The 18751-nt window shown below is 34.7% G+C and carries 12 protein-coding genes and 5 tRNA genes; 15 read left to right on the top strand and 2 right to left on the bottom strand.

The window, feature by feature from the left end; translation table 11 throughout:
- The first annotated feature begins 101 nt into the window (after positions 1-101).
- The 8 genes from ABI657_RS05790 to ABI657_RS05755 all read left to right on the top strand — a co-directional run bounded on the left by ABI657_RS05790 (position 102) and on the right by ABI657_RS05755 (position 8758).
- Entirely contained in the window at positions 102-5177 is a 5076-nt protein-coding gene (locus ABI657_RS05790) for a DUF4132 domain-containing protein (RefSeq protein ID WP_348096295.1), read from the top strand.
- Between the two features lie 723 nt (positions 5178-5900).
- Positions 5901-6024: transfer RNA gene (locus tag ABI657_RS05785), tRNA-Asn, on the top strand.
- Positions 6025-6043: 19 nt separating this feature from the next.
- Positions 6044-6116 (top strand) — tRNA-Asp (locus ABI657_RS05780).
- A 6-nt stretch (positions 6117-6122) separates the two neighbouring features.
- Positions 6123-6193 (top strand) — tRNA-His (locus tag ABI657_RS05775).
- 4 nt (positions 6194-6197) lie between these two features.
- Positions 6198-6269 (top strand) — tRNA-Pro (locus ABI657_RS05770).
- 186 nt (positions 6270-6455) lie between these two features.
- Positions 6456-6528 (top strand) — tRNA-Leu (locus ABI657_RS05765).
- 88 nt (positions 6529-6616) lie between these two features.
- Complete coding sequence (locus tag ABI657_RS05760) at positions 6617-7003, top strand: hypothetical protein (protein WP_348096294.1); 387 nt, start codon at positions 6617-6619, stop codon at positions 7001-7003.
- Positions 7004-7660: 657 nt separating this feature from the next.
- Positions 7661-8758, top strand: coding sequence for a slipin family protein (locus ABI657_RS05755; protein WP_348096293.1), 1098 nt, complete (start codon positions 7661-7663; stop codon positions 8756-8758).
- A 57-nt stretch (positions 8759-8815) separates the two neighbouring features.
- Here ABI657_RS05755 and ABI657_RS05750 read toward each other — a convergent pair whose 3' ends face one another.
- Positions 8816-10594 carry a long-chain fatty acid--CoA ligase gene (locus tag ABI657_RS05750; protein WP_348096292.1) on the bottom strand — a complete coding sequence of 593 codons (1779 nt, stop codon included), beginning with the start codon at positions 10592-10594 and terminating at the stop codon, positions 8816-8818.
- 150 nt (positions 10595-10744) lie between these two features.
- The gene (locus ABI657_RS05745) at positions 10745-11194 is read right to left on the bottom strand and encodes a hypothetical protein (protein ID WP_348096291.1); all 450 of its coding nucleotides are present in this window, start codon (positions 11192-11194) and stop codon (positions 10745-10747) included.
- Between the two features lie 230 nt (positions 11195-11424).
- On the opposite strand from ABI657_RS05745, the gene ABI657_RS05740 reads away from it, so the two are divergent.
- The 7 genes from ABI657_RS05740 to ABI657_RS05710 all read left to right on the top strand — a co-directional run bounded on the left by ABI657_RS05740 (position 11425) and on the right by ABI657_RS05710 (position 18745).
- On the top strand, positions 11425-12129 hold the full coding sequence (locus tag ABI657_RS05740) for a hypothetical protein (RefSeq protein ID WP_348096290.1): 705 nt from the start codon (positions 11425-11427) through the stop codon (positions 12127-12129).
- A 139-nt stretch (positions 12130-12268) separates the two neighbouring features.
- Positions 12269-13456: a tRNA 2-thiouridine(34) synthase MnmA gene (mnmA, locus tag ABI657_RS05735; RefSeq protein ID WP_348096289.1), complete on the top strand. Its 1188-nt coding sequence runs from the start codon at positions 12269-12271 to the stop codon at positions 13454-13456.
- A gap of 44 nt (positions 13457-13500) precedes the next feature.
- A complete protein-coding gene (locus ABI657_RS05730; protein WP_348096288.1) occupies positions 13501-15105 on the top strand; it encodes a S8 family serine peptidase in 1605 nt (534 codons plus the stop codon).
- An 11-nt stretch (positions 15106-15116) separates the two neighbouring features.
- Complete coding sequence (locus tag ABI657_RS05725; protein ID WP_348096287.1) at positions 15117-16061, top strand: nitronate monooxygenase; 945 nt, start codon at positions 15117-15119, stop codon at positions 16059-16061.
- An 18-nt stretch (positions 16062-16079) separates the two neighbouring features.
- Positions 16080-16493: a hypothetical protein gene (locus tag ABI657_RS05720; protein ID WP_348096286.1), complete on the top strand. Its 414-nt coding sequence runs from the start codon at positions 16080-16082 to the stop codon at positions 16491-16493.
- 82 nt (positions 16494-16575) lie between these two features.
- Positions 16576-18213, top strand: a complete 1638-nt coding sequence (locus tag ABI657_RS05715) for a hypothetical protein (protein WP_348096285.1) — start codon at positions 16576-16578, stop codon at positions 18211-18213.
- 37 nt (positions 18214-18250) lie between these two features.
- Positions 18251-18745 carry a T9SS type B sorting domain-containing protein gene (locus tag ABI657_RS05710; RefSeq protein ID WP_348096284.1) on the top strand — a complete coding sequence of 165 codons (495 nt, stop codon included), beginning with the start codon at positions 18251-18253 and terminating at the stop codon, positions 18743-18745.
- The last annotated feature ends 6 nt before the right edge of the window (positions 18746-18751 follow it).

The following is an 18751-nucleotide window of genomic DNA, read 5'->3' as shown; positions in this document are numbered from 1 at the left end:
TGCCAAAAGTCAATTTCAATTAAAACACAAGGCTTAAATAATTTACAATCTATAATCTAAAATTGGATAAACGTGTAATTCTATAATCTAAAATAATATATATGACGATCGAAGATATTCTCGTAAGTAAAAAAATAGAAAACCCGATTAAGAAGTTTAAAAAAGAATTAGAAGAAATTATCAATAGTGGTTTTGTTTCGCAGTTGTTGTCTAAAAGTAAACTGAAGAAAGAAGTTGCTGAATTTGGTCTTCAATTACTCAAGCTTAACGACAGTTATACCGGAGTGTACATTGCACTGGGTTCTAAACATTGCACGGAGTTTGAGAAATGGGTAAAAACAGCCATGTGGGAAGATAAAAATTACTACGAGCTGCTGGTTTACTTTTTTGGTGCAGAAAGTGCAGTGTATGTAAAAGAGGCATGGAATCGCCTTCCGCAGAAAATGTATCAGGATGGTTATGCCAGGCGTTCTTTTAGATCGCCAGACAACGCCCGTTTTTTATTGGTCAATCAGGTCAATTTTTTGCGCTCGCTTCTTGGTGGTCCAAATATTTATAATTATCAGGATAGTGCGTATTATGATTTAAGTATAGAAGATCAGATTCGTTACGATACCGAATTGCAGAATCCGGTAAATCAGTTTATGCTTTGGTCTTCGGCTTTGGAGCAGGAAAAGGAAGGGCTTTTTCAGTTGTTTGAGGCTATTATTTTCAACAAAGACCCAAGAGGAAAAGTATCACGAAATATTATCAAAGCACTTTTAAATACGGAGAAAAAAGAATGCTGGGAATTGGTTGAGAAACTACTACTGGCAGCACAAAGACAGGAAGGCCTGCGCCAAACAGTTCTGGAAGCTTTAGACGAAACCAGTATTGGCGCATTGCAATACATGATCAACGTAATTTTAGAAAACAAATTAACGCGTTTTTCATCGGTTGTACGTGCAATAGATACGTGGACAGGCTTGGGTTGGGATGCTGAAAAAGAAACCACGGTTCGGAATATTTTACAGCTAGCAGCCGGTTATTTTGCCAATCCGGAGTCAATTGCAAAAGCGATTCAGAGCAAAAACAACAACGAAGTTTATATGGCGCTTTGGGTTCAGGGTGTTTTTGATGTTGGGAAAACGGTACCGCATCTGCACGAATTGTTAGAGAAAGGCTCGGTTGAGAAAAAATCCCTCGCATTGAAATTTGCCGGAGAAACCGGAGATCCGTATATCGAAATGCCAATGTATTTTAAAGCTTTAAACGATGAGAATCTTCAGGTTTTGGCTTTTACCATGCCCAGATTGAATGCTTTGTTAAACGCCAATTCGAAATCAAAATATTATGTGGAAAATACAGATTATCCGCAATTTTTTGAGAAGGTCTATACTTTAGCGGAAGCGATAACAGAAAAAGAAAAAGTTTTTGAAAGCAAAGTATTTTCCTGGCTTACGGTAAAGTTTGAAAGAGATTCGCTTTATGCAGCTGCCATTTATTTGATAGGCGATAACAACGAACAACTGGAACTGGTATTGAGTAAATTCGAAAGTTTGTCCCTGACTTTGAGAGAGCATCTGGCACGTGAAATCTTAGGCAATTTTTACAGTTATTCGTATTACTCAATGAAAAGTAATAACGGAAATGATGACAAAATCCCAACCGATTTTCAAAGAGATTTTGCACTCCGTATCTTAAAAGACAGAGGAGAATCTTTGGTGGCTTCAGCTATTAATGTGTTGAATAGATTACAACTTACGGGAGCAGAATTAGAGATTTTTCAGGAATTATTTAAACGTAAAAATTCCAATTTAAAGAAAAACCTGATTGCGATAATCCTTAAACAGGAAGATTCTAAAATCGAAACCTTTGTCAATCAGACTTTAGAAAAAGGCGATATGGAGCAGCGCATGTCGGTTTTGGATGTAATGCTGCAATTACAAAAAAGCAGTAAACTTACCGAAAAAGTAAATGATTGGGTGAAAGAATATGGGGCACGGCCCAAAATTACAGAGAAAGAAACTAAGTTTCTGGAGCAATTAGAACCAGAGAAAAAGAAAGATATTTTAAGCGCAGAAAACGGATACGGATTTTATACGCCAAATGAGATTTCGCCTTATGAATTACCAAAACCTGAGGTAGGTTCTTTGTATGCAAAAGCAGTAAAAACAGAAAAATATGGTTTTTCTAAACCAATGTCGCACATCAAAAATGAAATTGCGAAACTTTATAAATTGTATGAGGAAAACAGCAATTACGAATACGAAGTCGAGAATTATGACAATAGTAAAATGACGCTGTTACTGGGAAATACTTTTAGACAGGTCAAATATTTAAAAGACGAAAAAAATGATGAAATCACAGCTAAAAATTATCCGTTATATGAAATCTGGTCAGGCTGGTTTGAGAATTCCGGTTTAGCAGAAAGGGATTTGTTTTTACTAACGCTTATAAGCAGCTGCGACCGAAAGATTTTCCGTGATTTTCTGGAGAAACATGTTTTTTATTATAAGGAATTACTGCCTCACCAAAACAAAAGAGGCTATGATTGGGACAATACCATTTTGAATATTCTGAATGCCTTGCAGCTCAAATATTCATTTAACGAAAAAATCGATTTCTTGATAGATGCCTGCAGTACGTTGTATGCCGATATGCCAAAATCGATTCTGGAATTTGAATATAAAGCCGGTAAAGATGAATATTATTACAATACCGACAACGGAAACGGCTGGCAGAATCAGCACTTTTTTGATATTTACCTGAATAAAATCAGTTTAGGAGATTTAACCCAGGAACAAAATATAAAAGTCTGGAACCTCTACAGATGGAGACAGCTAACGGGATTACAGCGCAATATTGCCTACAACAAGCCGCCCATTTATTTGTACTGCGCCGCATTTGAGCAAAATACAATTACAGAAGGAGAACTTTATGAAGGTGTTCTGGAAAGTGACAGGATTTCTACCCTGACAAGCGAAAACAAAAAACATCACAGACATATTGCGGGTGAAGAATTACTGAATAAGTTTCCTTTTTTAGAAGGGATGATCGATAAAATTCGCGAGACATTTTTGGATATCGAAGTCAAAAGAGGCGATTCGAATACTTCCGTTACGCATTTGGTACAAAGTTTCCAGAAGATTTTCGGCATCAATCGTCTGGTCGAATTGCTGACAGCTCTTGGCAAAGCAAGTTTGTACAAAGGCTATATTTATTCGTGGAGTTACACCGATTTGACGAAACAAAAATTGTTCAGCTATTTATTAAAAAGATGTTTTCCGCTGGTATCAGATACGCAGGAACTTTTTAATGAATCGATAAAAAAAGCAAAAATCTCAGAAGAAAGATTAATTCAGGCTGCAATTTATGCACCGCAATGGCAGAAATTCATCAGCAATTATCTCGATTGGAACGGACTTGACGAAGGAATCTGGTGGCTGCATGCTCATACCAAAACTGCAGCTTACGGCGATGTAAATGCAGAACTGGAAAGCGAAGTGGCAAGATTTTCTGCTATCGATGTTCAGGATTTTAAACACGGTGCGGTCGACAAAGACTGGTTTACATCAGCATACAAAAAATTAGGAAAGGCAAAATGGGAAATGCTTTACGAGGCAGCTAAATATGTAACAGATGGAAACGGCCACCGCAGGGCAAGATTGTATGCGAGTACGATAACGGGAGATTTAAAAATCAGGGAAGTAACCACAAAAGTAAAAGACAAAAGAGATCAGGATTATCTAAGAGTTTACGGTTTAGTGCCTTTGAGCAAAACGAATGCTGAAAAAGATATATTGTCGCGTTACGAATACTTACAGCAGTTTAAAAAAGAAAGCCGGGAGTTTGGCTCGATGAAACAAACCAGCGAAGCACTTGCGATAAGAGTGGCTCTGGAAAATCTTGCCAGGAATGCAGGTTATCCGGACCCGGTGCGTTTGACCTGGGCAATGGAAACGAAACAGGTTCAGAATATATTATCGAAAGATACGGAGGTTACAATTGACGATTCAAGAATAAGCCTTGTGATTTCTAAAGAAGGAAAAGCAGATGTATCTGTTTTAAATCTAAAAACGAATAAAGAGGTTAAAGCGATTCCGGCGAAAATTAAAAAAGAAAAAGTCGTTCTGGAATTATTAGAGTACAGAAAAACAATGCGCGAGCAATTGACAAGGTCCAGAAAAGGTCTCGAAGAAAGTATGATTCGCGGAGACGAATTTTTATTCGCAGAAATGCAGAACCTTTTCGAACATCCGATTATTTCGAAACATCTGGAAAAATTGGTTTTTATATCAAATGATAATCAAATCGGTTTTTATGTTGATGGAAACTTGATTTCGGCCCTGGGCGAAGTTTTATATTTGAATGACAAACAAACTTTCAGGATTGCACATTGTTTTGATTTGCATAAAAACGGCGTTTGGACTGATTTTCAATCGTACTGTTTTGATACTAAGTTACTGCAGCCGTTTAAACAGATTTTTAGGGAATTATACATTCCGACAGCAGACGAACTAAGCGAAAAAGCAATTTCACGACGCTACGCCGGACATCAGGTACACCCGAAACAGACTTTGGCTTTGCTTAAAAACAGAGGGTGGAAAGTAGATTATGAAGAAGGATTGCAGAAGGTTTTCCATAAAGAAGGTTATCAGGTAAAAATGTACGCATTGGCAGACTGGTTTTCACCGGCTGATGTAGAAAGCCCGACTTTGGAAACTATTGAATTTCATTCTTTAAAGGATTATAAAAACATTCCGTTTGAAGCTATAAATCCGCGTATTTTCTCAGAAGTCATGCGTGACATTGATTTAGTGGTAAGTGTTGCCCATGTAGGCGGCGTAGACCCTGAAGCGAGTCATTCGTCGATCGAAATGAGAGCGGTATTGCTTAGGGAAACTTTACGCCTGTTTAAAATTAAAAATGTTGAAATCAAAGAAAAGCATGCTTTGATAAAAGGAGAACTGGCGAATTACAGCGTTCATTTAGGAAGTGCCGTTGTGCATCAAATGCCTGGAAAATACTTGTCGATCCTACCTGTTCACTCGCAGCACAGAGGACGTTTATTTCTTCCGTTTGCAGATGAAGACCCAAAATCGGCTGAGGTAATGTCTAAAGTTTTGCTTTTGGCGAAAGATAACGAAATACAGGATCCAACAATTTTAACACAAATTGATAAGGTTTTTGTTTAAAATAATTACATTTGCTCCCGAAATGAAAACAAAAAACATACATAGCAACCTGTCTTTAGGACAATATAGTGATCGTTCAACGGGATTTCTTCCGGCTGATGATTATGGATGTGATATGTATTTTAGGGAATTGAAGTGTAAATTGTAGTTTCAAACTCAACATAAATATAAAAAGCGTCCTGATACCGGGACGCTTTTTTTGTTTTAGGACAATTTGATTTCGATTAAAATGATTAAAAAAGAGTTCAGAATGATAAAAATTAAGGCTTAACTAAAAATAACTAAAAAAATAAATGATAAAATGTTTAATGCATAATCTAAATATCGAAATATAATCTTGAAAAGTAATCTGATGAGAGACAGTCATTTGATACAATTACGGATCTGCACACGTTTGCGGAAAGGGATTTTTATGGAGTTTAAATAGATATAAATAATTAATAATCAGTGAAATAATTCAAAAAATAATTTGGATAATTGATTTTTTCGACTTTATCTTTGCCGAAGAAAATCTGAATAACAAAACAAAAGATTTTAAAATATAATACAACATATAAAATGGCTTTTAATACTAACATACATAACGCAAAACTGATAAACCCGAGTTTGGATCTTGGATGTTTAACAATACAGGTGCATGAATACAGGCAATAGGATATGTATATCTTATTGAATCTCATGAAGCACCTTTAACCGGTGCTTTTTTTTATGCCTAAAAAATAATGATTTCGTAGCTCAATAGGCAGAGCGATTGGTTGTTAACCAATGGGTTGAAGGTTCGAAATGCGGAGTATTCATGAATACAAAAAAAACAATAATGGGAGCATGAATAACCCTTCCGAATCGCTCGTTCTCTAGAAGGAACTGGCTCATTGGGGTTACTGGCTAACCTTCCCGACTGTCTCTCGGGAGAAACGGGTTCGACTCCCGTATGAGCCGCAAATGGTGTTTTTAGTTTATTTGGTAAAACCTCGGGCTGTGGATCCGAAGAACAGGGTTCGATTCCCGAAAACACCCAAACTGGGAAGATAACGGTGGTTGTTTACCCGCCTTGGACGCGGGAGGTCGCAGGTTCGAACCCTGCTTCCCAGACAAAATGGAAATACGCTAAAGCTGGAGAGTTAGAACGGTCTGAAATGAATTTTTTCATTCAGCGAAACCAAAAAAACAATAAAAATGAAGAGCTAAAAACCGCTGTCTTTTGACTGAGTAGGTTCGAATCCTACTATTTCGACAAATTTCAGGTTTAAATTCTGAAGATTAATTAAATGCAGGAATGGCGGAATGGCGGAATGGCAGACGCGGCTGACTTAGGATCAGTATTTTGAGAGTTCAAGTCTCTCTTCCTTTACAAAATAAAGGTTTATAAAATATTTAATTTCCTGCGCAGATTTACTGCGTAGCATGAATTGAATATTTGCCTAACCAAAAGAAACGATATGAAAACGATTAAACTTTATTGTAAAGTCTGTAATGTAAAACTAACAGATCAATTAGAGGAAATTCATGAAAGTGCATTAGTGTTCAATGATGGTGAGACTGTAATTGCTAAAAACAAATTTTCAATTCATACAGAAAACGGAAGCAAAGAAATAGTTGTAGCTATTGATACTTATTTTTTAGAAAATCATACGGACAGGTTGAGGTTTACAGGTTGTTGTGGAAGTTCCGGATTGGATAGCATGAATAAAACATGTATGAATGGTCATGAAGTGGCAACAGAAGTTTCAGATTGCTACACACCGCATTATATTAGTTTCAATTTAAAAAAGGTCATAATTAAAGAAGTAACAGATGATTATAATTTAAAAACAATTATAATTTAAAAATATCAAACAAGTCCGGTTGCGTGTTTCTGTATAGCACCATTGTAGGGGACTTTTCGCGAAAGCGTATCATGTTTTTCTATGCAGCTTGATTTGGAGGTTTTGAAGGTTTTCCAAAAAATCATCACACGACTCTATAGGTCATGGGTTCGACTCCCATTCGCAGCAATGCGATAGTTCAGTTGGCAAGAACAATAGAAAATTCGCAGGTTCGAATCCTGCAACAAATTTAGGTTTGGTTGACAGCGGATTGTTGATTACAGACTCAAAATCTGTATTTCCAGAGACCATCACTCTTAAAAAGATGACCAGAAAAAACTGATTTGTCTTTGTCAGTGCAACACGGATTTTAGGATTCAAATTGCACACTCATGATGAAACCAGCGCGAATAGCAATGTATTTTGAAATATTCTTTTTCTTTTCGGTTTGATTGTTTTAGTGATTTTTTTAGAATTTAAAATCGCTTTTACAAAATAGAATTGCAAAACAAATAGAGTAAGGAAATAACTAACTATTCGTCCGTTTTTCTCAGAGGAGAAAGGCAAGGAGGTTTTTTTAATTTAGAGTAAAGAGTAATTAGTGAATAGTAATTAGTAAAGAGTCTTTAGTTATTAGGATTTGAAACTTGAAACAAAGAAAACTTAAAACAAAATATAATGATCAATACAATCAAAATCGAAGCATACCAGGTAGGTTTGGTATTCGAAAACAGAAAATTAGTGAATGTAGTAAAAGAAGGTTTCCATTGGATTTTTGGAAATAAAAATGTCATGATTTATGATATGAGTACCTCTTTTCAGGCACCGTTTGAATTGAATATTTTATTGGAAAATGAAGTATTGGCCGCTATGTTGGAAATTGTTGCCGTTGCCGATAATGAAATTGTTCTGCAATTTGAAAACGGAAATTTTAAACGTGCTTTAACTGCCGGCAGATACGCATTTTGGAAAGGAATTGTAAAAAATGAATTCATTAAAGCAGATATTTCTAAAATTGAAATCACAGAAAATATTGCTGTGAATTTACTGGAGAATGCACAATTGAGATTGTTTACCAGAAAATATATGGTTTCCAGTAACGACAAAGCTTTATTGTTTGTAAATGGCGCTTTCGTAAAAGAATTAAAAGCCGGGACACACTACTTTTGGAATAACGCCATTACAATTGAAGTCAAAACGGTTGATGCCAGACAGCAGCAAGTAGAGATTTCTGGTCAGGAATTGTTGACGAAAGACAAAGCGGGTTTGAGAATTAACTTTTTTGTAAGATACCAGGTGGTTGACATTATGAAAGCCCTGGCAGACAACAAAGATTTTGAAAAACAATTGTATATTGCTATGCAACTGGCTTTACGGGCTTTTATTGGAGGATTGACTCTGGATGAATTATTGTCTAAAAAAGACACGATTGCAGAAGCCATTTTAGCTGATGTAACAACCAAAATCAACGAGTTGGGATTGGTAGTTTCTGATGCCGGAATCAGGGATGTTATCTTGCCGGGAGATATGAAAGAAATCATGAACCAGGTTTTGGTTGCCGAGAAAAAAGCGCAGGCCAACAGCATCATGAGAAGAGAAGAAACCGCTTCAACAAGAAGTTTACTAAACACAGCCAAGCTGATGGAAGAAAACGAAATGTTATGGAAATTGAAAGAGATGGAATACGTAGAAAAAATCGCTGATAAAATTGGCGAGATTACGATTTCCGGAGGTGGAAACATCATCGGCCAATTAAAAGAAATCTTCGTAAAATAAAAAACGGCTGTCTTTATAGGACAGCCGTTTTCGTTGGTTTATATTATTCTGATTTATTTATTTTTGACCGTATATTTTATCGTAAAGATCTTTATATATTTCTCTGATTACTTTACGTTTTAATTTTAGGGTTGGAGTAAGCTGACCGCCATCGATAGACCAGACATCCGGTGTTAATTCAAAACGTTTGATTTGCTCCCAATGACCAAATTTTTTATTGATGCCTTCGATTTCTTCGTCGATACGTTTTACTACCTGTTCGTTTTTAACAATCTCTTCGTTTGTACTGCCTAAAGTTATTTTATGGATTTTCGCCCATTCTTTTACAAAGTCAAAATTGGGCTGAATAAAAGCTGCCGGCATTTTTTCACCATCACCAATCACCATAATCTGCTCTATAAAACGGGATTGTTTCATGGCATTCTCAATAAGCTGAGGTGCAATGTATTTTCCTCCGGAAGTCTTGAACATTTCTTTCTTTCTGTCTGTAATCGATAAAAAACCATCTTTATCAACATTTCCAATATCACCGGTATGAAAATATCCGTCAATAATGGCTTCAGCTGTTTTTTCAGGATCTTTGAAATAGCCCATCATAACATTAGGTCCTTTGCAAAGAATTTCACCATCTTCGGCAATTTTTACTTCTACATTATTAATGATTCTTCCGGCAGTACCAATTTTAAATCCTTTGTTTCTGTAATCATTTACTGAAATAACAGGGGAAGTTTCAGATAAACCGTAACCTTCCATGATGTATATTTCTGCTGCAGCAAAAATTCTGGCTAATCTTGGCTGAAGAGCGGCGCTTCCGTTTACGATTAAATCTAATTTTCCGCCTAAACCCGCTTTCCATTTACTAAAAATTAATTTTCTGGCTAATTTTAATTGCAATTCATACCAAAATCCATTCGCTCCATAAGGTTCATATTTTAAACCTATTCCAACAGCCCAAAAGAAAAGTTTCTTTTTGATTCCGATAAGCTCAGCACCTTTGGCAATAATTTTTTCGTAAACTTTTTCAATAAGTCTGGGAACACCAGTCATTACTGATGGACTGATTTCTTTTATATTATCAGATATTTTTTCAATTGATTCTCCAAAGTAAATAGAACAGCCATAAAACTGATAAATGTAGGTTACCATTCGCTCATAAATGTGGCAAATTGGTAAAAAGCTTAAAGCGCGGCTTACGCCAGGTTCAAAAGGAATTCTATCGGCGCTGTTTAAAACATTCGATACAATATTTTTATGGGATAACATGACACCTTTTGGTCTTCCTGTTGTTCCTGAAGTATAAATAATCGTTGCTAAATCTTCTGGATTAACATTGTTTTTTCTTTCTTCAACGACATCCTGATTGCTGGTGTCTTCACCTAATTTTAATAATTCAGTCCAGTTTTTGCAAGTATCAATTTCATTAAAAGAAAAAACCTCTTTCAAAGAAGGGACATTCGCTTTTATGGTATTGATTTTATTATACAATTCAAGATCCGAAACAAACACATACATTGCTTCAGAATGATTTAAGATATACTCATAATCTTCTTCAGTTATGGTTGGATATATAGGAACATTCTGTGCGCCAGTTTGTAAAATACCGATATCCATGATATGCCATTCGGTTCTGTTATTACTTGAAATGACCGCTATTTTATCATTTTTTTGCACCCCCATTCTTAGCAAAGCTCTTGAAATAGCATTTGCTTTAGCAATATATTCCTGGCTGGATGTTTTTTCCCAAACTCCATTTTGCTTTGTGGCTAATGCAACCGGAAGATTATACATTTCCTGCTGATAGTAAGGAAAATCAAAAAGGCGTGTTATTGTAACCATGTTATGATATATGAATTTTATCGCAAATTAAATAAAAAATAGGTATAATATTTAATTTTGTGAAATTAATTGGCAAAATTTATACGTACAATTCAAAATCAACGAAAACGTTTTCTCCTGATACTGCGGAAATTTCAATTTTAATAAAAATTATCTGTTTTGACCAGGTTTATTAAAGTCATTATAATCCTCATATTCTTTTACACGCTCCCCCATGATAAACATTTTTTTCTTGTTGTAATGAATCGAGAATTGTGTGAACATCCAGTTTTCATCACCATCAGTCGTGTACCATAAAGTATAAGATGCACTGTTGAAACCTTCCTTAAAAATAGGAATCCCTTCTTCGGTACATTCGATTCCCCAGGTGATGTTTTTTTTAGAAAGGTCTTCATGTTGAAAAACTCCTGTTCCATCGGAGTTTAATAAAATGGATGGTTCTGATTTTCCTTCAAATAAAAATAAACCTGGTACCGGATATCCTATGGTTGTAGTGATAAAATGATCATGGATTTTGTAGGTAATCTTATCAACCTTGATTTGTGCTTGTAAGTGGCTTAATCCAAAAAAGAGTACAAGTAAGAGTATTTTTTTTTTCATTAATTAGCGTATTTGAGATTTGGGTTTGAAAATTCTCTGTTCTGTTATTTTTGCGAATATAAGTTAAAATTGAAAAGCATTTAAAAATTGAAAAACCTTTTTGCATGAATTGATTTAAATTTAATTTTTCATGGAGTATAATCGAATTTAAATTGCACTATTTCTCTTGAAAACGTTATACATTTGCAATACTAAAAAACAATTTTTTTTGTTATATAGAAAAAGAAAACATGAGAAATTTTTGGATTTTACTTTTGATAAGTGCCGTTACTTTTGCCCAGGAATTTAATAAACTGGATACAAACGGAAAAAAAGAAGGACTATGGAAAGGCACTTACGAACTTTCTAAAAGACCTCGTTACGAAGGAACTTTCAGTCACGGAAAAGAAAAAGGATTATTTAAGTTTTTTGATGACACCAAAAAGGGCGATGTAATCGCTACTCGTGATTTTAGTGCCAATGACGGAAGTGCTTATACAATTTTTTATGACCAGAATAAGAATAAGGTAAGTGAAGGAAAAGTGATTGGTAAAAATTATGAAGGAGAATGGAAATATTATCATAAGGCATCAAAAATAATCATGATTACCGAAAATTATAGTAATGGAAAATTAGAAGGCTTGAGAACTGTCTTTTATCCAAATTCTAAAATTGCCGAAGAAATGACGTACAAGAATGGTTTAAAGGAAGGTATTTATAAAAGTTTTGGACAAAATGGTTCCCCTTTGGAACTGACTACCTATAAAAATAATCAATATGAAGGAGAAGCTGTTTTTTATGATGTTGATGGTGTTATTGCTTCTAAAGGAAAATTTTTAAAAGGAAAAAAAGCAGGTATGTGGCAGTTTTTTGAAAAAGGAAAATTGATAAAAGAAGTTAATATGAGTGACCCTAAAAGTAATTACCAGTCAGACTCAAAACCTAAAATGGAATAGTTTTTAGTTGCCAAATTGAATTCTATTTATAAACAATAAATTTTATCTACCTTAAAATCATTTTAACTAATCTTAACTACTACAATTATATATAATTTGATTTATCTTTGCACCCTTGTAAAAATATAAACGATTTAGAATGAAACGTGTAGTTGTTGGACTTTCCGGTGGAGTAGATTCGAGTGTTGCTGCCTACTTATTGCAGCAGCAGGGATACGAAGTTATTGGCCTTTTTATGAAAAACTGGCATGACGACTCTGTTACTATTTCTAATGAATGCCCATGGTTAGAAGATAGCAACGATGCTTTATTAGTGGCTGAAAAACTTGGGATACCGTTTCAAACAGTTGATTTAAGTGAAGAATATAAAGAAAAAATCGTTGATTATATGTTCAGCGAATATGAGAAAGGGAGAACTCCAAATCCTGATGTGCTTTGTAACCGTGAAATCAAATTTGATGTTTTCATGAAAATTGCCTTAAGCCTTGGTGCTGATTATGTGGCAACAGGACATTATTGTCAAAAAAATGAAATTGAAGTTGCCGGAAAGCCGGTTTATCAATTAATTTCCGGAGCAGACAATAATAAAGATCAATCGTATTTTTTGTGCCAGTTATCTCAGGAACAATTGTCAAAATCATTGTTTCCAATAGGGGCACTAACCAAACCCGAAGTACGTGAAATTGCTGCCGAAATGGATTTGGTAACTGCCGAAAAGAAAGATTCCCAAGGACTGTGCTTTATCGGAAAAGTGCGTTTACCGGAATTTCTACAGCAAAAATTGCAGCCTAAAGAAGGTAAAATTGTTCAGATTGATAAAAGCGATCCTATATATTCTATTGTAAAGCCGGCAGGTTTAACATTAGAAGAAGAATTGAAACTGGAATCCCAAAAAAGAAATTATCTTCCAACAATGGGAAAAGTAGTAGGAAAACACCAGGGAGCACATTACTTTACTGTCGGACAAAGAAAAGGCCTGAACGTAGGAGGAACAACGGATCCATTATTTATCATAGCAACCGATGTTGAAAACAATACGATTTATACCGGATTAACGAGCCAACATCCTGGTTTATTTAAAAAAGCTTTGTTTATCGAAAAATCTGAAGTGCATTGGATTCGTACCGATCTGACTTTGAAAGTGGGTGAAACAATGGAAGTAATGGCAAGAATTCGTTATCGCCAGCCTTTGCAAAAAGCAACGCTGCATCAATTTGAAAACGGGATGTATGTTTATTTTGATGAACTACAATCTGCTATTACTGAAGGGCAATTTACAGCCTGGTATTTAGGTAGTGAATTAGTTGGTTCGGGAGTTATTTCTTAGCTTTATACTTTTATCGGGTTCCCATCCTTAAAAAGTAAGCCACTATGAAGTATCTTTTAGCCTTTTTTTTCTTGTTGATTTCTGCTGTGATGTTTTGTCAGCAAGATGCCTGGGTTTATTTTAATGCCAAGCCATCTGCACAGAGCTATTTGGATTCACCTTCATTAATGCTTTCTCAGCGCGCTTTAGATCGTCGTACTAATCAAAATATTGGTTTAAATTTTACAGATATTCCACTTGAAGAAGCATATGTCGCCCAAATAAAATCAAGTACTGGAATTGTCATAATGGCACAATCAAAATGGCTAAATGCATTACATATTCGAGGAAGCCAAACTAATATTTCTGCATTAAAATCATTTTCATTTGTTGATAAGGTCGTTTTTGCAAACAAGATTTTAAATACAACTTCTAAGAAAGTTTTTGAAAATAAAATTTCACAAGCAAATGATAAGCTAAAAACGACTGTTAATTATACTTACGGAACTTCAGCTAACCAGATTCAAATGCTTAACGGACAAGTTTTGCATGAAAATAATTATGCCGGTTCGGGAAAAATAATTGCCGTTTTAGATGCAGGATTTCCAGGTGTAAATACGGCTCAGCCTTTTCAAAATTTAGTTGCTGACAACAGAATTTTAGGAGGTTATGATTTCGTTTCCAGAAATGAAAATTTCTACGCAGGAGATGACCATGGTACATTGGTGCTTTCCACTATGGCTGGCTATAAGGAAAATTTTCTGATAGGTACTGCGCCCGATGCTTCCTATTATTTATTTATTACGGAAAATGATGCTGTAGAAAATCCGGTTGAAGAATCACTTTGGGTAGAAGCTGCCGAAAAAGCAGATAGTTTAGGGGTTGATATTATTACAACTTCTTTAGGATATTTTGGTGATTTTACAAATCCTGATTATAATCATACTTACAGTGATATGAACGGAACGACTAATTTTATTTCCAGAGGTGCTGAAATTGCTTTTAGCAAAGGAATCATTGTAGTGGCATCGGCTGGAAATGAAGGAACAACAGCTGAACCTCACATTGGTGCACCTGCAGATGCAGTTTCAGTCATAACAGTTGGTTCTGTCACGGCTTCTAAAAGTAAGTCAGGTTTTAGTTCAATAGGGCCAAGTTTTGATGGAAGAATAAAACCTGATGTTATGGCGCAGGGATCACTTGCAGTCGTTTCTGATGCTTCTGGAAATATTGGGGTTGCTAACGGAACTTCATTTTCATGTCCTATTATGGCAGGCGTGATTGCTTGCTTATGGCAGGCTTTTCCAAATAAAACAAATCAGGAAATTCGACAGATGATTTTGCAATCTTCCGATAAATTTCCATTTCCAGATAACAACTTTGGTTACGGAATTCCTGATTTCGGTTCTGCATTAGGATTGCAGGCGGTTAAAAATACTGATTTTATAGTGTATCCAAATCCTGCAATGACAAATGTTACTTTTGTTTTTCCAGATGAAATAAAAAATGCATCCGTAACGGTGTATTCTATATTGGGACAAAAAGTAATTCAAAAAGAAATTAGTAGTCATAATCCAGACCTTTCGGTTCAAAACCTAAACAGCGGACTCTATTTTTATACTTTTGATGCAAACGGTGTTTATAAAACCGGAAAAATTATCAAAAAATAATATTTTTTTGAATGAATGCAATAACACAACTTTTTAATATAAAGTATCCGATAATTCAGGGAGGAATGATCTGGAACAGTGGCTACAAGCTTGCTTCTGCTGTTAGTAATGCGGGAGGTTTAGGGCTTATTGGTGCAGGTTCTATGTATCCGGAAATATTGCGCGAACATATTCAAAAATGTCAAAAAGCTACCGATAAACCTTTTGGCGTAAATATTCCGATGCTGTATCCTAATATTGAGGAAATAATGAATATTGTAGTGGAAGAGGGTGTTAAAATTGTTTTTACATCTGCCGGTAATCCAAAGACATGGACTTCTTTTTTAAAATCAAAAGGTATTACAGTGGTGCATGTTGTCAGCAGCAGTATTTTTGCGTTAAAAGCACAGGAAGCCGGGGTGGATGCCATTGTTGCCGAAGGTTTTGAGGCCGGTGGGCATAACGGACGTGAAGAAACCACAACATTGACTTTAATTCCGATGGTTAAGGAAAAAATTCATATTCCAATTATTGCAGCTGGCGGTATTGCCACAGGACTAGCAATGTTGGCTGTGATGATTTTGGGTGCTGATGGTGTCCAGCTGGGAAGCCGTTTTGCAGCATCAACAGAATCATCCGCACATAATAATTTCAAGCAAAAAATCAGAGAGGTAAAAGAAGGAGACACACAATTGACCTTAAAAGAATTGGCTCCTGTGCGATTAATTAAAAATAAATTTTATAATGATGTTCAGGCCTTATATGAAAAAGCACCATCAAAACAAGATTTGATTGATTTATTAGGAAGGGCAAGGGCTAAAAAAGGAATGTTCGAAGGAGATTTGGATGAAGGTGAATTAGAGATTGGACAAGTGGCAGGAATAATACATGAAATTCTGCCGGTCCAAAAAATTATTCAGGAAATTTTAGCTGATTTTGAAGCTGCATGCCGGGAAAAAGGTAAATTTGAGTTTTAAAAGCACATATTAAACATTATGAATATTATTAGGACTTATTATATAGTATTTCTCTTTTTAGGAATTGGGTTGCAGCAATCTTACAGTCAGTCCTATCGTTTTAGAACATCAGGTTTAAGTGTTTTAAGTAAAAATGAAAAAGGAAAATGGGGCGAATGGTCAAAACTTGATCTTGTTAATCTTTCTGTTATTTTGGATACAGATAAAAACCGGATTGTTGTTTACTCTCAGGAAATACAGCTTTTTAATATTACAGATTATATCGAACGCGAAGAAAATGATACGGATATTGTCTATTCCTTTATCTGTAAGGATAATGATGGAGTTGATTGTAAGCTTTCTATTATTACCCGTAAAAAACAGGATTATCGTAAGCAGCTTTACATTAATTATGATAACCGCATTATTGTATATAATATTTTTAGTTTATAAAATTGCTTTTTTTTAAGCTTTGAGCTTCTTATTTCACCTTTTATACTTAATCTAAATCAATCAAGATTCAATCACCAGAATTATGGCGAAAAAAAAATATCTGGTATTACTACTATTAAATGTTTTGATAGCGTATTCCCAACAATGGAAACAAAATTTTAAAATTGTTGAGCCAGTAAGAATTAGAGATAATAGTTTTGGTTTTTCTGTTTCTACTTTTGAAGGTTATGCTGCATACTCAGCAGATGAAGCTAATATTGCCGGTATAGAAAATGCTGGTAAAATATATATAGCCAAACAAGATTGTGACGGATGGTCAATTTATCAGGAATTAACACTTCCTGATGCTATAAATTATTGTGGTTTTGGAACTTTATTAGTAATGGAAGGGAAAACACTGGCTGTTGTAGGTTGTGATCCTACAAGAGGACTCGGAGGAAAAGCAGTATATATGTACGAAAGAGATTCTGATGATTTGTATAAATTAACCCAAAAAGTAGCTCGTTCTGAAAATATAATATATGATAACTACGCAACCTCTCTGGACATATCTGGAGATTTGATGATTGTAGGTGCTTTTTATAATAGCACTGATAATAATTTGTCAAACTATTTAGAAAATGCAGGAGCTGCATATATTTACCATAAAGATAATGGAGTTTGGAATTTTGTTCAGAAAATTGTTGCAAGTGACAGAGAGAGAAGAGATAATTTCGGAAATTCGGTTTCTATTTTTGAAAATACAGTTATTGTAGGAGCGGTTGAGGAAGGAGCAAATTGGGCAGGTGCAGCATATGTTTTTGAAAAAAACAATAATGCAGATACCTGGAGTGAAGTTCAAAAATTAACTGCCTATGATTTTAGAGGATTACAGGACAGATTTGGTGCCAATGTGAAAATTAATAAAGATAACATCATAATTTCTGCTCCCGGTGAAGATGACTACGATTCTGATCAAAGCGGAGATGGTGGAGGGCCATTAACATTTTCTGGTTCAATTTATGTTTTTAGAAAAAATACAGGCAATCAATGGGCAGGATTTCAAAAAATAAGGGCTTCGGATTCTTCTGTTTCTGCTGGTTTAGGCGGTAAAATAGATGTCTCTAACGATAAAATGGTGGTTGGAGGAGGGGAACGTGAATATGATAACAATGAAGTCCTAACAAAAGTGTTTGGTCGTGTTTATATGTTTCAAAAAGATGAAAATAACAGGTGGAATGAATATCAGATTATTTATCCAAATATAAAAAATAATAGTGATATGTTTGGTAATTCAATTTCTATGTATAAAGAAGATTTGCTTATCGGAGCATGTTGGGGATCATTAGATTCTAATGAACAAAATTATGTTGGTTATGCTGGTGCTGCATATATATATAATACTTATCAGTATATGCTTTCTCAAAAGCCAATTTTGAAAACTGTGTCAGTTTTAACTTCCTGTGCTGATTTAGGTAATGGTTTTTCATCTAACTTTGATATGACATTGATAGAGAAAGATCTGGTGGAAAATACAAGTGACTACATTTTTACATATAAAGATCAAAATAATAACATTCTTTCTTCTCCTTTGCCGGTAAAATATGCTAACATAATTCCTTTTAATGAGAAAATTAATGTAAGAATAGCGAATAAAAATAATCAGGCTTGTTTTGAAGAGACACAAATTGATCTAAAAACGATACCAGCGTTTACCCTAAAATATAGGGAATCTATATGAATGTGACATTGATAAAACGGGTTATGCAAAATTTGATTTGTCTAATATTAATTCACTTTTAGTTGATATTCCAAGTCAATATAAAATAATGTACTTTGATGAAAAAGGAAATGATATTACTTACAAAATAAATGATTCTTATATTAATAAGAATAAAAATAAAGAAGAAATAACGATTAAAGTTGTTGATTTGAGTACTTCATGTGAAGTAAACTCAAAAATGACTCTACTTGTTTCTGATTACAGTTCAGATTGTATATCGCAAGAAGAAGAGAAAGAATATACAATACCAAAATTTTTCACTCCAAATGCAGATGGAATAAATGACATTTGGGAAGTAACCGGAACTTTTTTTTATAATTATACTATATATATTTATGATCGATATGGAAAATTGTTAAAGGAATTACAAACCAATTCAGGCTGGGATGGAAATTTTAATGGAAGACCGATGCCATCAACAGATTATTGGTTTCAACAGGTTTTTGAAAATGGTAAAACCTATTCGGGACATTTTTCACTTAAAAGATAATTGAAA

This window comes from Flavobacterium sp., from assembly GCF_039930565.1.
GTDB lineage: Bacteria > Bacteroidota > Bacteroidia > Flavobacteriales > Flavobacteriaceae > Flavobacterium.
The sequence above is the reverse complement of the archived record's forward strand: the minus strand, read 5'-3'. Positions and strand labels throughout refer to the sequence as shown.